The organism is Glycocaulis sp. (genome assembly GCF_051859565.1).
Classification (GTDB): domain Bacteria; phylum Pseudomonadota; class Alphaproteobacteria; order Caulobacterales; family Maricaulaceae; genus Glycocaulis.
Genome location: NZ_JBHYFK010000006.1, coordinates 109030 through 123121, shown reverse-complemented (window position 1 = coordinate 123121; position 14092 = coordinate 109030). Strand labels below are relative to the sequence as shown.

The window sequence follows — 14092 nt, the reverse complement described above, 5'->3', positions numbered from 1 at the left end:
AGCGGAACTGAAAGCCCCCTACTCCCTGATCTTCTCATAGGCAGGCAGGGTGAGGAATTCCTCGAACGCGTCATCCAGCGCCAGCGATGTGAGAATGTCCTCAGCCTCGCCGAACCGGCCTTCTCCCCACGCATTATCGCCGATCTCGGCGCGGATGGCTTTGGCTGCCTCGCCAATCACCTCTTTCACGTAAGCGGCATCGACCACGCGGCCCTCCGCCGTCTTCGCGCCGTGCGTGCGCCATTGCCAGAGCTGGGCGCGGCTGATCTCGGCGGTTGCCGCGTCTTCCATGAGGTTATGGATTGGCGCAGCGCCCCGCCCCTGCAGCCAGGAGGCGATATAGCGGATGGCGACATCGGCGTTCCCCAGCACGCCCGCATGCGTGACCGTGCCTTCCGGCGCGGTCAGCAGCGCTGCGGCATCTTCGGTCACGTCCGGGATTTTGGAGAGCTGGTTCGGGCCGGTCATCACGGCGTCGAACGCCTCCATCGCGACCGGCACCAGCGCCGGGTGGGCGACCCATGCGCCGTCATGGCCGATACTCGCTTCGCGCGTCTTGTCGGCCTTCACCTTGGCGATGGCGGCTTCATTGGCGGCATCATCGCCCTTCACGGGGATGAAGGCACTCATCCCGCCCATGGCGTGCGCGCCGCGCCGGTGACATACGGCGATCAGCCGCTGGGCGTAGGCGGCCATGAAAGGCACCGTCATCGTCACCTGGCCCCGGTCGGGCAGGATGGCTGCCGGATTGGTCTTCTGACGCTTGATATAGCTGAAGATATAGTCCCAGCGCCCGGCATTCAGCGCGGTGATGTTCTCGCGCAGGACGTAAAGGATTTCATCGAGCTCGAACGTCGCCGGGATCGTCTCGATCAATATGGTGACGCGCACGGTGCCTGTGGGCAGGCCCAGCACCGTCTCGCAATGGCGGATGACGAGCGACCAGAGCTGCGCCTCCTCCATCGTCTCCAGCTTGGGCAGGTAAAAGTAAGGCCCCGTGCCGTTCTTTTTCAGCTGGGCGTGATTGTGCAGCAGGTAAAGCGCGAAATCGGCAAAGCCGCCGCTCATCGGCGCGCCGTCAATCTCGATATGGGCTTCATCCAGATGCAGGCCGCGCGCCCGCACGATGAGGACCGCATGGTCCTTGTTCAGCGCGTAGGACTTGCCGCTATCGGGATCGGTGTAATCGATTTTCTTGTGGACGGCGTCGCGCAGATTGACCTGCCCGTCCATCATGTTGGTCCATGACGGGGTGGAGGCGTCCTCAAAGTCCGCCATGAAGCATTTCGCGCCGCAATTGAGCGCGTTGATGATCATCTTGCGGTCCACCGGACCAGTGATCTCCACGCGCCGGTCAGCCAGATCAGCCGGGGCGGCAGGGACGCTCCATTCGCCCGCCCGGATCGCGGCGGTATCGGCGCGGAAGCCTAGCGTCTCAGCGCCGGAATCCAGCCGTTTCTGACGCTCGGCCCGCGCCGCCATCAGGCACTTGCGCTCGCCATCAAAGCGCCGGTGGATGTCTGCCAGCAGGGACAAAGCCTCGCCGGTCAGGATCGTCTCGTAACCGGGACGCATCGCGCCCTTTATTTCAACGCCTGCGGGCGGGGTGATGGCTTGTCCGGTCATGTGCATGTCCTTTTTTACTCGTTTTCCCGGCGCAAGCCGGGATCCAGAAAAGTTGACTGGGCACCGGCTTGCGCCGGTGAAACGCAAGAGGGGAGCGATGTCCTCCCCCGTTTACGGGGGAGGTGTCGAGCGCCAGCGAGACGGAGGGGGGAAATTTATTGCAATCCCCCCCTCGGCCCTTCGGGCGTTCGAAGCTTCGCTTCTCACCCCGCCCGTAAACGGGGGGAGAAAACATGGGAAGCAGGGTCCCAGATCAGATTTCCAACTTCCCCGCCGATACCACAACCCCGTCGCGGTCAGCATAAAGCCAGTCTCCGGGTGCGAAGGTCACGCCAGCAAAGCTGACAGAGATGCCGCGCGTGCCGAGGCCCCGCTTGTCGGTTTTACGCGGGATGAGGCCGAGGGCCAGCACGCCCAGCTGTTCGGCCGCCAGCTCGTGCGCATCGCGCACCGCGCCATGGACCAGAATGCCGGCCCAGCCGTTGGCCGCCGCAAGCTTTGCAAGGTCTCCGCCGACCATGGACCGGCGAAGGCTCGCCCCGCCATCGATGACCAGCACCCGGCCCTCGCCCGCCTCGCTCAGGGCTTCGCGTACCCGCGAATTATCTTCATAGGCCAGAATGGTCTCGATAGGGCCATGAAACACCTGCCGCCCGCCATAATGGGTGAAGAGCGGCGCCAGCGCGCGCACCTTGTCCGGGTAGGTGTCGCAGAGGTCTGCGGTGTGGGGCATGGGTTTTGTCCCTCGTCCTTCGAGCACCACGTGTCCGATGGATGAGGGGCGCATCAAGCATTCCCCCGTCCTTCCAGACACAACTCTCAGCGTCATTCCGGAAAGCGCGTCAGCGCTTATCCGGAACCCAGAGATCATCAAAAACGCTGGGTTCCGGGTCTACGCTGCGCTTCGCCCGGAATGACGCATAAGAGGTGCGAATTACTCCGCCGCGCTCGCCTTGAACTGGGCGGTTTCGGTGCTTTCGCCCATGGCGGTCGTGGAGGCATTGCCGCCCGACAGGGTGAGGTTCACCTTGTCGAAATAGCCGGTGCCCACTTCGCGCTGGTGGCGGGTGGCCGTGTAGCCATCCTTCTCGGAGGCAAACTCGGCCTGCTGCAGCTCGGAGTAGGCACCCATGCCACGATCGCGATAGCCGCGTGCCAGCTCGAACATGCCGTAATTGAGCTGGTGGAAGCCAGCCAGGGTGACGAACTGGAACTTGTAGCCCATCGCGCCCAGCTCGCGCTGGTAGGTCTCGATCGTGGCCTTGTCCAGATTGGCTTCCCAGTTGAAGGAAGGCGAGCAGTTATAGGCCATCATCTTGCCCGGATAGGCTTTCTGGATGGCTTCGGCAAAGCGCTTGGCCTCTTCCAGGTTCGGCTTGGAGGTCTCCCACCACAAGAGGTCAGCCACTTTCGCGTAGGCAAGGCCGCGCTTGATGCAGTGTTCCACGCCAACGCCGCTCTTCAGGCGGAAGAAGCCTTCTGCAGTGCGGCCCGCATCGAAATCGATAAATTCGTGGTCGCGCTCGTCGATATCGGAATTGATGAGGGTGGCTGATTCAGCATCGGTACGCGCGACGGTGATGGTCGGCACGCCCATGATGTCCGCGGCCAGGCGCGCGGCATTGAGATTGCGCTCGTGCTGGCTGGTCGGGATCAGCACCTTGCCGCCCAGATGCCCGCACTTCTTCTCGGCTGCCACCTGATCTTCAAAGTGGACGCCGGCAGCGCCCGCCTCGATGAAGGCCTTCATGATCTCAAAGCAGTTCAGCGTGCCGCCAAAGCCGGCTTCGGCATCGGCCACGATGGGGGCAAACCAGTCGCGGCTTGCCTTGCCGGTCTCGGCCACTTCGATCTGGTCGGCGCGCTGGAGCGTGCGGTTGATCTTGCGGGCCAGCTCCGGCGCGGAATTGGCCGGATAGAGCGACTGGTCGGGATACATCGCGCCTGCGGTGTTGGCGTCGGCGGCAACCTGCCAGCCGGACAGGTAGATGGCTTTCAGGCCAGCACGCACCATCTGCATGGCCTGATTGCCCGACAGGGCGCCCAGCGCATTGATGTAAGGCTCGCTATTGAGCAGCTGCCAGAGGCGGGCCGCGCCGCGCTCGGCGAGCGTGTGGCTGATCTGCACGGAACCGCGCAGCTTGATCACCTCTTCAGGCGTATAATTGCGCTCAATGCCGTCAAAACGGCCCGGTGCGGCGGCGGGGACGAGATCGTAAAATGTGGTCATGGCAGACCTCCTCAAGCTAAAACTTGTAGGTTTCATACACCCAGCAGCCGCGAACGGCACATATGACCGCATATAAAAGCGGAATGCGTGTCGCATATTGATGCAAATCAATTTGTGTGGTTGTAATTATTCATACATGGAGCTAACGCTGATGGACGCTGGCCAGCAGGAAAAACTATATGCGGGCGCGCGCTTGCGCAGGCTGCGCCGTGAGCTGGGCCTGTCACAGGCAGAGTTCGCCGAAACCGTCGGCATATCGGCAAGCTATCTGACCTTGCTGGAGCGCAATCAGCGCCCGGTGACGGCACGCGTGCTGCTGGCGCTGGCCGAAAGCCATGATGTGGATGTACGCGCCTTTGCGGCCGAATCGGACCGCCAGACGGTCAGCGATCTGACGGAAGCGCTCGGCGATCCGGTGCTGAAAGGCGCGGAGCTGGACCAGCGCGATATAAGCGAGCTGGCCGACGCCCATCCGCGCGCGGCCGAGGCCATGGCGCGCCTGTTCCAGGCCTATCGTGAAGCGCAAGGCAATGCGGCTGAGCTGGCCTCGCGCCTGGCGGACGGGCCTTCAGCCCCCACGGGCTCGCTCCTGCCGCTGGAAACGGTACGCGACGCGCTGGACAACGCGCAGAACCATTTTCCCCAGCTGGAGGATGCCGCCGATGCCCTGCGCGAGGCCGCCCGTCTTGACGATCTCGGCCGGACGCAAGGCATGCATGACTATCTGCGCCGCCAGCACGGTGCGGCGGTGCGCGTCTATGATGACAGCGTAATGGCCGGCACGCTGCGCCGTTTCGACTTTCATGCACGCAAGCTTCTGCTGTCCGAACTCCTGTCGCCTGCCGGCAAGGACTTTCAGACCGCGCTGACCATGGTGCTGCTCGACTGCGCTGACGTGCTGGACGCTGTAACCGCGCGCGCCGCCCTGCCAGATCCTGTCACCGCGCGCCTCCTGCGGGCCAATCTGGCCGGATATACCGCTGCCGCCCTTCTCATGCCCTATGACAGCTTCCATCAGGCCGCTGAAGGCACCGGCTATGATGCCGAAGCGCTGAGCTACCGCTTTGGCATCAGCTATGAGCAGGCCGCCCATCGGCTGACCACGCTGAACCGCCCTTCCCGGCGCGGCGTGCCCTTCTTCCTCATGCGCATCGATCAGGCGGGCAATGTGACCAAGCGCTTCGGTGGCGGGGTGATCCCGTTTGCGCGCTCTGGCGGGGGATGCCCGCGCTGGCCGGTGCACGATGCCTTCCGCATGCCTGAGCGCAGCCACACCCATACCGTCGAGCTTTCCGATGGCACTCAGTACGTATCCGTTACCCGCGCCGTGACCCGCCCCTTGCCGGGCGGCGGCGCAGCGCTGCAGGCCGTGGTGCTGGGATGTGAGGCGAAACACGCGGCAAGGCTGGCACAACAGCCTGCAAGCAGCGCGTCCATCGGCATCGGCCTGACTTGCCGGCTATGCGAGCGCGTTGACTGTGCCCAGCGCGCCTTCCCGCCACTGCAGCGCAGCCTGAAGATCGAGCCCCACACAAGGCCGGTTGCGCCCTTCGCGTTCAGCTAGGTTTGAAAGAAAAGGGCCGGAGCAATGCTCCGGCCCTTCCCGTCTCAAGGTTTGAATGAAACCTAGAAGCGCGTGCGCAGCGTGACGCCGTAAGTGCGCGGGGCACCCAGGAAGGCAGCATAGCTGGCCGTGTTGCGCGGCTGGGTCCATTCCCCGCCATCGGCACCCGCCGTGCCACGGCGGCCTTGCGCGAAGGCGTCAAACGCGACCTGAGCGTAGGTCTCGTCGGTGAGGTTGCGGCCCCACAGTTCGAGGAACCAGCGCTCATCATTCGAGCCAACACCGATACGGGCATTAAGCAGGGTGAACGATTCCTGGAACTTCTCCGGGTCGTTGTCAGAGCCGGTGTTATAGCCGGACACATAACGCGTATCGAAGCCCATGCGGGTGATCAGATTGCCACCCAGATCGCGCTCATAATTGACCGCGAGGTTGAAGAAGTGCTCCGGTGAAAGCGAGAAGCTCTCCCCCTGCAGCGCCGCGATCAGCGGATCGGTGGTGGTGATCGTCTCATAGCGGGTGTTCACGTAGGCATAGCCACCTGAAATATCGAGACCGTCCACCGGGGTCAGCCAGAGGAAGTCAAACTCGGCGCCGTAGGAGCGCGCCTCGTCCACTGACTCCACCACGAACGCCGTGCCGTTGAACGTGTTCAGCTGGAAGTCCTCAATGTCCTGGTAGAAGAAGTTACCATTAAGCTGCAGGACATTGCCGAACAGGGTCGACTTGAAGCCAGCTTCCCATGCCGAGATGGTTTCCGGCGCGAACGACGTGTCCACATTGGTGTAGCCAACGCCCGGGGTAAGCGGACCGTTGAACTGGCGATCGAGGTTGAAGCCGCCGGCCTTGAAGCCGCGCGAATAGCCACCATAGATCATCACATCGTCGGTAAGATCGAACTGGGCACGCAGCGTGCCGGAGACTTCCTCGTCGGTGCGCGACTGGTCATAGCCGGTATTGTCCAGACCAGACCGGGCGTAGGGCAGACAGATATTGCCGATGGCAACAGCACCGCCGGTAATCGTGGCAGCTGGAACGCCGCCCAGTGTCGCAGCCTGGACCCACCCGCTGACCGGGTTCAGGCCGAACGCGCCCTCAAGAGCGGCACAGGCCGCCGGAGAGTTAGTCGAGAAGCTCGCCGTCAGGTCTTTTTCTTCACGCGTGTAGCGCAGGCCGCCCGTGATCGCGAAGCGGTCTGTGAGCTGGTAGGTATTGTGCGTGAAGATGGCCCAGCTGGTGGCGGTCTGGTTGTAGATGTCCTGATTGACACCCGAACCCGCCGTGATGGCAGCCCCCGGAGGAATGCTCACCGCACCGCCCGTCAGGTTGAAGACGGTCTGGCTGACGCCAGCCGGAGACGGCGTACCGCTCGGCGCCGTCAGCAGAATGCCCAGGAAGGGCTCCCACTGCGTGCCGAAACGGATGGCATCGCCCAGTTCCAGCTCTTCACGCGAGTAGAACCCGCCGATCAGCCAGTCGAGATTGCCGCGTACGCCTTGCAGGCGGAATTCCTGGCTGAAACGGTCCAGATCGGTGAAGTTGCCGTCCAGACGCGAGGCAATGTCGAGGCCGGAATAGTCGATGTCCTGCGTGCGCTCATTCTCCCAGTGGCGGAACGCCGTGATGGAGGTGAGGGTCGCGCCGTCAAAATCCACATCGAACTCCGCCGACAGCCCCCAGTCCGTCACGTCCTGCTGATAGGGCGTGTTGGCGAAGGCTTGACGGGCAGACGGGTTGGCCGGGCTCAGGACCTGGCCGCCGAGTGAGCCGACAATGGCCGCGATGGTCGGATCGTAATCCCACTGCACGGCCGAGCAGCAGAACTCGCTACGATCGGAGAAGTCGGCAATGAAGCGGCCGGTCACGGTTGCGCTGGGTGTCCAGAGCAGCTGGCCGCGAATGGAGTAATAGTCCTGGGTTTCAGAGTCGGTGACCGTTGTCGTGCCGCCCTGGCGCAGGTTCATGGTGGTGAAACCATCGCGCTGATGGGTGACAGCAAACAGGCGGAATGCCAGCTGGTCTTCAACAATCGGGCCCGTGATGGAGCCGGACAGGCGGCGAAGATCATAATTGCCGACCTGAAGCTCTGCCTGGCCGCCAAACTCGAATTCGGGCTGCTGCGTCATGATGTTCAGAACGCCAGCCGAAGTGTTCTTGCCGAACAGCGTGCCTTGCGGGCCGCGCAGAACCTCGATGCGCTGCAGCTCGCCCAGATCGCCGAAGCCCACACCGTTACGGGCGCGGAACACGCCGTCAATGTAAACGCCGACGGAGCTCTCAAGACCGAAATTGTCGCCCACCGTGCCCACGCCGCGCACGCGCGCCGTCGTGATCGTCTCCGACTGGGTGGATGTAACCATCAGACCCGGCGCAAGGACGATCAGATCCTTGATGTCACGGACGCCGGAGTTTTCCAGCTGAACCTGGTTAAACGCCGACACAGCCACCGGAACCTCTTGCAGGCTCTGTTCGCGCTGCTGCGCTGTAACGGTGATCACTTCGAGCTGGCGCTGGGCGCCGGGCTCGTCGGCAGACTGCGCAAATGCGCCGCCAGCCAGCACGATCGGTGAAGCTGCGGCGAGTAGCGCCGCGCGCACGGATGCCATTTTCATTGAATTCCTCCGCGAATACCGGACGGGGAGCGCCCGCATTTCTTGTTGCAACGCAGCATTTCTCTGCGCTGCAACCAGACTGTCCTTATTCGCGCAGAAGAGAAGGCCCCGCTGGCCAATATCTACAGAAAACCGTCGCAAAAGCCGACCTCCTGCTGCACTCGCGTCGAACGTGTTGCGTTGCGAACACGCAACTGCGTAAAATCCCCACCATGTATTGGCAATATTTATGCTGCAGTTGCAAATACACTATACGCATCCGCAGCATACCGTCCGGATGCCAATTTGCCCAAGCAAAATGCTGTCTGACGGCAGTAATCCGGTCATGGAAAAAGGCCGGAGCGATCGCTCCGGCCTTCTCTCCTCCCTGACGGTTCTGATGACCGTTTAGGGTCTATGGATAGATCGTATCAGAATCGCGAGCGCAAAGTAACACCATAAGTACGCGGCGCACCGAGGAAGCCACCATACGTTCCCGTCTGAGCGAACTGATCAAACGCAACCTGCACATAGGTCTCGTCGGTAAGATTGCGTCCCCAGAGCTCAACGGCCCACTGACCATTCTCGCTGCCGATGCCTACACGCCCGTTGAACAGCGCAAAGGACGGTTGCGCCTTGCCCGGAGCCAAATCCGATCCGGTATTGTAATCGGACACCCAGCGCGCATCACCTGCCAGCTGGAACAGCAGATTATTGCCGATCGGCTGCTGGTAGATGAACTGGCCGTTCACCGAATGCTGCGGCGTCAGAGAGATACGCGAACCCGGCAAGCGAGACAGGGCGGGCGGCAGTGTGCCCAGATTGTCGCCATACCGCGCATCGACGTAGGCGTAGCCACCAGAGATATCGAGCCCGTCAACAGGGGTGGCCCAAGTGAAGTCGAATTCAACGCCGCGCGATTCAATTTCGGCGACGTTCTCCACGACGAAGGCAAGACCAGTGAAGGTGTTCAACTGGAAATCATCAATCGTCTGGTAGAAGAAGTTTCCGTTCAACTGCAGCGAGTTGTTAAACAGCTGCGACTTGAAACCGATTTCCCACGAATCCACCGTCTCAGGACGGAAGGAGCTATCCGGATTGACATAGCTTCCGCCCACGGTCGGGCCGTTGAACTGACGGTCGAGATTGTAACCACCAGCCTTGAAACCGCGTGAATAGCCAGCGTAGATCATGACATCGTCGGAGATATCCAGCGTTGCCCGTATCGTGCCCGATAGCTCTTCGTCGGTGCGCGACTGGTCATACCCGTTTGCGTCGAGGCTGGAGCGGGCATAGGGAAGGCATATCAGTGGAGCGAGTCCGGCCAGCGGTGTGCCGGCAGTTCCTGCGATGGGATCAGGGCCGAATATGCCTTCCAGGAACGCACAGCCGGGCGTCGGTCTGGTGGAGAAACTGGCAACGACATCCTTGGTCTCGCTGGTCCAGCGCAGACCACCCGTAATCGCAAAATTCTCAGTGAGTTGATAGGTGTTATGCGTAAACACCGCCCAACTCTCGCTGCGCTGATCATACACGTCCTGATTCACGCCAGACCCGGCCGGCAAAACTGATCCCGGCGTGAATAACGGGACGCCCGCCACGGTGTTCAGTGTTTGGGAAAGGAAAAGCGGGTTCGGCGCAAGTCCTGCACCCGCGGAGGCAGCCAGACCGAGATAGAACTCCCAGTCCGAGCCAAAGCGGATGGCATCATTGAGGTCAAGGTTTTCGCGCGAGTAAATGCCGCCGACCAGCCAGTCTAGCGGGCCATTGACGCCGGTAAGGCGGAATTCCTGGTCGAACCTTTCAACGCGGGTCGAGTTCCCGTCAGCCCGGTAACCGATGTCGGCCGATGTATAGTCAACATCCTGGGTCCGGTCATTTTCCCAGCGGCGCCATGACGTCACGGAAGTCAATGTCGCGCCGTTGAAATCAAAATCAAATTCTGCAGATATGCCGCGATCAGTCACGTTCTGCGCGTATTCCCGGTTGGCAAAAGCCTGACGGGCAGACGGATTGGCCGGATTGAGCACCTGCCCGCCCACTGCTCCAATAAGCGCTGCTGGCCCAGGTGCTGTCACATATTGCGCAGCGGAACAGCAGAATTCGCTACGGTCAGTGAAATCAGCGATAATCCGGCCGCTTACCATCGCGTTGGGCGTCCACAGTAATTGCCCGCGGATCGAGTAGTAATCCTGATCATCAGACTGTGTAGTGCGTGTGCCGCCCGGCTCGCGAACAGTGAGGTTCATGTAGCCATCACGCTGGCCGCGAACGCCATAAAGCCGGAATGCCAGCTGGTCCTCCACGATGGGCCCGGTGACGAAGCCCGATGCGCGGCGCAGGTCGTAATTACCAACCTGCAGCTCGGCACCGGCACCAAACTCGAACTCCGGCCCGCGCGTTACTACGTTCAGAACACCCGCTGACGTATTCTTGCCAAACAGCGTGCCCTGCGGACCGCGCAGCACCTCGACGCGTTCGATTTCCCCCAGATCACCGAAGCCCACCCCGTTGCGGGCGCGGAACACGCCATCGATGTAAACACCGACTGAGCTTTCAAGGCCAAAATTGTCGCCAACGGTCCCGATGCCGCGAATCCGAGCGGTCGTGATGGTTTCGGATTGCGTCGACGTGACCATCAGCCCTGGAGCCAGTGATATGAGGTCCTTGATATCCCGCACACCCGCCGCTTCCAGCTGTTCGGCACCGTATGCGCCGATTGAAATCGGCACCGACTGGGCAGCTTGCTCACGCTGCTGCGCGGTTACCGTAATTACCTCAACCTGGCGCGGAGACGAGTCCTGTGCCTGCACGCTTGCTGTAAAGACGAGCGGCGATGCTGCTGCCAGCAAAGCCACCTTCAACAGTGAAACTTTCATCGCGTTCGTTCCTCCCGCTCCGGGAGTTCCGCCCCGGATATATTTGTTGCAGCGCAATACAGCACTGTACATCCGAGATTGGCTGATCCGCCATGCAAGTAAAAGCGGGCCAATCCGAACAGCAGGCGGGAAATTCGGCGTTTCTGACCCATATAGTCCGAAAAGAGCCCTTATGTTGCAAAACTGACACGCAATTTCGCTGCTCATTATTTGTTGAATCTGAAACTATTTTTTGCAGATGCGAAGCGCGTAGCGCCAGCGCAGCAAATCAGGCCGATGCCGAGGGCCTGGCCCTTACGGCTTCCAGCCACCCCGCCAGTGCGTCGTGATTTCCAGACGGCGCGATCTTCACCCACGCCGCGAACTCGACAAAGACGAAAGCGGCTATGTCCGCGACTGAAAACGCATCCCCCGCAAGCCACGGCGTGTCCCCAAGACGCGTGTCCAGAACATCAAGAAAACGATGCGCCCTGGCCCGGCCGCGTTCTGCCAGTTCGGGTATCTGCTCCACCGCATGCGGGCCCGGCAAGGCCCGTCCCGCCATGGCTCTCGAGCTGTTTCGCAACACCTCCATGATGGCCATCAGCCCCTCGAACTCGGCTCGCCACAGCCATTCGGCCACCCGCGCCTTCTCCAGCGGTCCGGTACCCATCAGCGGCGGGTCAGGATACACCTCCTCCAGCCAGCGCGCGATGGACGCATTATCACACAAGGCCTCCCCCTCCGGCGTCACCAGCACCGGCACCGTGCAGGCCGGATTGACCGCCCGGAACTGTTCGGAAAATTGCTCCCCATTGCGCAGATCGATTTCCACCCGCCTCACCTCCACGCGCTTTTCGGCAAGGATCATGCGCGCACGTCTGGGACTGGGCGCGGTAGCACAGTCATAGAAAATGATAGTCATGGTGGGGCCTCCGCCTGGGTTGCGCGCCGGGATGCTGTCCCGGTTCACCGTCAGGGCAATGCTTGGGACACAAGGCCTGCCCCGATTCTGCCCAGATGTGTCCAAAATGGCCTTATTCTGTCCAAGTCCTGACGCGAAGCATAATTACGGTTAATACGGGTTGAACACTAACGGAGGGGGGCCTCCTCATGTCATCGTATGAATTGAGAGATACTATTATACGCCGGCGTCCCGAATACCGCACCGCGGACACCACTGTTTCGGGAGACGTCAGACAGATGAGCCGTATTGACCAGAAGACACACCAGATTGTCGACCGGCTGAGCGACGCCTTCTATCGCGCGGCGGGTGATTTCAACGCCTATCTGGATTTCAGGGCTACGCGCGGCCGGATGTTCGGCGGGGCACTGCCGCCCCATCGCTGGGTGCAGCGCGCGGCGCAGTATCCTGACAGCCATATCATGCACTTCTCCATTCTGGCCGCCCTCATCCTGTTTGAAGGCCTGGCCAACGCCTATTTCTTTTCCAAGGCATCAGACCTCGGCCTGCTGGGCGGCTGGATCCAGGCCATCACGGTGGCCTTCACCAACGTCATTGCGGCCTTCTTCCTGATCGGGTTTGTCGGCCTTCGCAGCCTGTCCAATCCGGACCGGCCCTTCTCCTTCATCGCGGCGCTGATCGGCGTTCCTGTTGCGCTGAGCTTTGTTGTCTTCCTGAACTTCTCGGCCGCGCACTATCGCGACCTGCTGGAGATCAACGAGGCGGTTCTGGCAACGGGCACGCTGGCCGGTACCGGCGAGATACTCGCCCCTGTCACCCGCGCGCTCACCTTCCAGCCGTTTGAAACACTTGAAGCGCTGCTGCTGTTCATCCTGGGCATCACGTTTGCCGCGATTGCCGCCTTCAAGGGCGCGACCTTTGATGACCGCCTGATCGGCTACGGCGCCGTACAGCGCCGTGCCATCCGCTCTGCCGCCCACCTCGCCGCCGTCATCAAGCAGGTGCCGCTGGACCGCAGCCAGGAGCCGCAAGGCGTCAGCAACACAGTCGGCAGCAGCACCTATGAAGACGCGGTCCGGCTGAAGCTGGATATTGACGCCTTCTTTGCCGAGCAGACCCAGCGCGCGCTCAACCGCCACCGCGAAGCTGCCGATTTTCAGGATGACGCCGCCCGTCATGGCAGCGAGACCCGCTCGCGCGACGACAAGCCGCCCTTTCCGGGCTAGTATCCGATTGGCCGGTGCGGGGGCGCTGGCAGAAAAGGGGCTGGAACCATGAGAGGCAAGGATCTTGTAGGCCTGTTCAACATGGTGGTTGTCGCCGGGGTGCTCGGCGCAATCAGCTATGCGGCTCTGGTCCTGCAGCCAGAAGAGTATGATCCCGAAACGCTCTGCCTGGTCGGGGAAACACCTCCGCACACGGTCATCATGATTGACCGTACCGAGGTCCGCTACACGCCCTCGCAGGCCCGCCGGATCAACGACGTCATCCTTGCCGCACGCAGTCAGCTGGAAATCGGCGAACGCCTCTCCCTTTTTGAGCTGAACCATCGCGGCGAGGTACGCAATACCAACCGCTTTTCGGTCTGCAATCCGGGGCGCGGCGACCAGATCAACCCGCTCTATCGCAACCCGAACCGGGTGCAGGCGCGCTACGACGCCCTGTTTGACCGCCCGCTGAACCGCGCGCTCGACGGGTTGATGGATCTGATCGACTCGCCCGTCACCCCGCTGCTGGAGTCGCTGGCCGAGCTGGGCAATAGCGAGGATTTCAACCCCGCTGTCCCGCGCCGGCGCATCATCCTGATCTCCGACATGCTGCAGAACACGCAGCTATATTCGGTTTACGGCCCCGCCCGCGCGGACCTGGCCAACCGCCTGCCTGATCCGTCGGTGATCGCGCGCCAGATCGAAGCGCGCTATGGCCGCACTCTGGCTGGCGTAGAGATCGAGATACTGTTCGTCGCACAGGATCATGATGGCTGGACGCCGGAACAGCGCGCCGCCATCCGCGCACACTGGCAGGCCATTTTCGCCCAGCTGGGCGTGCGCCAGAGCTGGCAGGAATTCGCCCAGTAGGGGAAATGTTCCGTCTGAACTCCCGGCCAAGCGCAGCGCAGAGCCGGGACCTCGTGCAGAATAGTCCTGAGAGAGGCCCCGGATACCGCTGCGCGGTTCCGGGGTTTCAGTGACAATATTGTCTTGAAACCGTGGACATCCAAAGGGCCATCAGGGGAGCTGCCCCGTATGGCCCCTAGCTGTCTCTGGGGAAAGTCCCAGAATTTAACTGCGCTTTAAC

9 protein-coding genes are annotated in these 14092 nt (G+C 61.8%); 3 read left to right on the top strand and 6 right to left on the bottom strand.

Features of this window, described 5'->3' with window-relative positions:
- Positions 1 to 18 precede the first annotated feature (18 nt).
- The 3 genes from aceB to aceA form a co-directional block, all read right to left on the bottom strand.
- A complete protein-coding gene (gene aceB / locus ACTIGC_RS10135) occupies positions 19 to 1626 on the bottom strand; it encodes a malate synthase A (RefSeq protein ID WP_439634285.1) in 1608 nt (535 codons plus the stop codon).
- A 253-nt stretch (positions 1627 to 1879) separates the two neighbouring features.
- Complete coding sequence (gene rraA / locus ACTIGC_RS10130; protein WP_439634284.1) at positions 1880 to 2359, bottom strand: ribonuclease E activity regulator RraA; 480 nt, start codon at positions 2357 to 2359, stop codon at positions 1880 to 1882.
- Between the two features lie 201 nt (positions 2360 to 2560).
- On the bottom strand, positions 2561 to 3856 hold the full coding sequence (gene aceA / locus ACTIGC_RS10125) for an isocitrate lyase (protein WP_439634283.1): 1296 nt from the start codon (positions 3854 to 3856) through the stop codon (positions 2561 to 2563).
- A 151-nt stretch (positions 3857 to 4007) separates the two neighbouring features.
- Between aceA and ACTIGC_RS10120 the strand changes: the two genes are divergently transcribed.
- On the top strand, positions 4008 to 5420 hold the full coding sequence (locus ACTIGC_RS10120) for a helix-turn-helix domain-containing protein (RefSeq protein WP_439634282.1): 1413 nt from the start codon (positions 4008 to 4010) through the stop codon (positions 5418 to 5420).
- 62 nt (positions 5421 to 5482) lie between these two features.
- On the opposite strand, the gene ACTIGC_RS10115 is transcribed toward ACTIGC_RS10120, so the two are convergent.
- The 3 genes from ACTIGC_RS10115 to ACTIGC_RS10105 all read right to left on the bottom strand — a co-directional run bounded on the left by ACTIGC_RS10115 (position 5483) and on the right by ACTIGC_RS10105 (position 11794).
- Complete coding sequence (locus ACTIGC_RS10115) at positions 5483 to 8032, bottom strand: TonB-dependent receptor (RefSeq protein ID WP_439634281.1); 2550 nt, start codon at positions 8030 to 8032, stop codon at positions 5483 to 5485.
- Between the two features lie 410 nt (positions 8033 to 8442).
- On the bottom strand, positions 8443 to 10890 hold the full coding sequence (locus tag ACTIGC_RS10110; RefSeq protein ID WP_439634280.1) for a TonB-dependent receptor: 2448 nt from the start codon (positions 10888 to 10890) through the stop codon (positions 8443 to 8445).
- A 268-nt stretch (positions 10891 to 11158) separates the two neighbouring features.
- Positions 11159 to 11794, bottom strand: a complete 636-nt coding sequence (locus ACTIGC_RS10105) for a glutathione S-transferase family protein (protein ID WP_439634279.1) — start codon at positions 11792 to 11794, stop codon at positions 11159 to 11161.
- Between the two features lie 278 nt (positions 11795 to 12072).
- On the opposite strand from ACTIGC_RS10105, the gene ACTIGC_RS10100 reads away from it, so the two are divergent.
- Both ACTIGC_RS10100 and ACTIGC_RS10095 read left to right on the top strand, forming a co-directional pair.
- Entirely contained in the window at positions 12073 to 13020 is a 948-nt protein-coding gene (locus tag ACTIGC_RS10100) for a hypothetical protein (protein ID WP_439634278.1), read from the top strand.
- Between the two features lie 48 nt (positions 13021 to 13068).
- Positions 13069 to 13872, top strand: coding sequence for a hypothetical protein (locus ACTIGC_RS10095; protein WP_439634277.1), 804 nt, complete (start codon positions 13069 to 13071; stop codon positions 13870 to 13872).
- Positions 13873 to 14092: the final 220 nt, after the last annotated feature.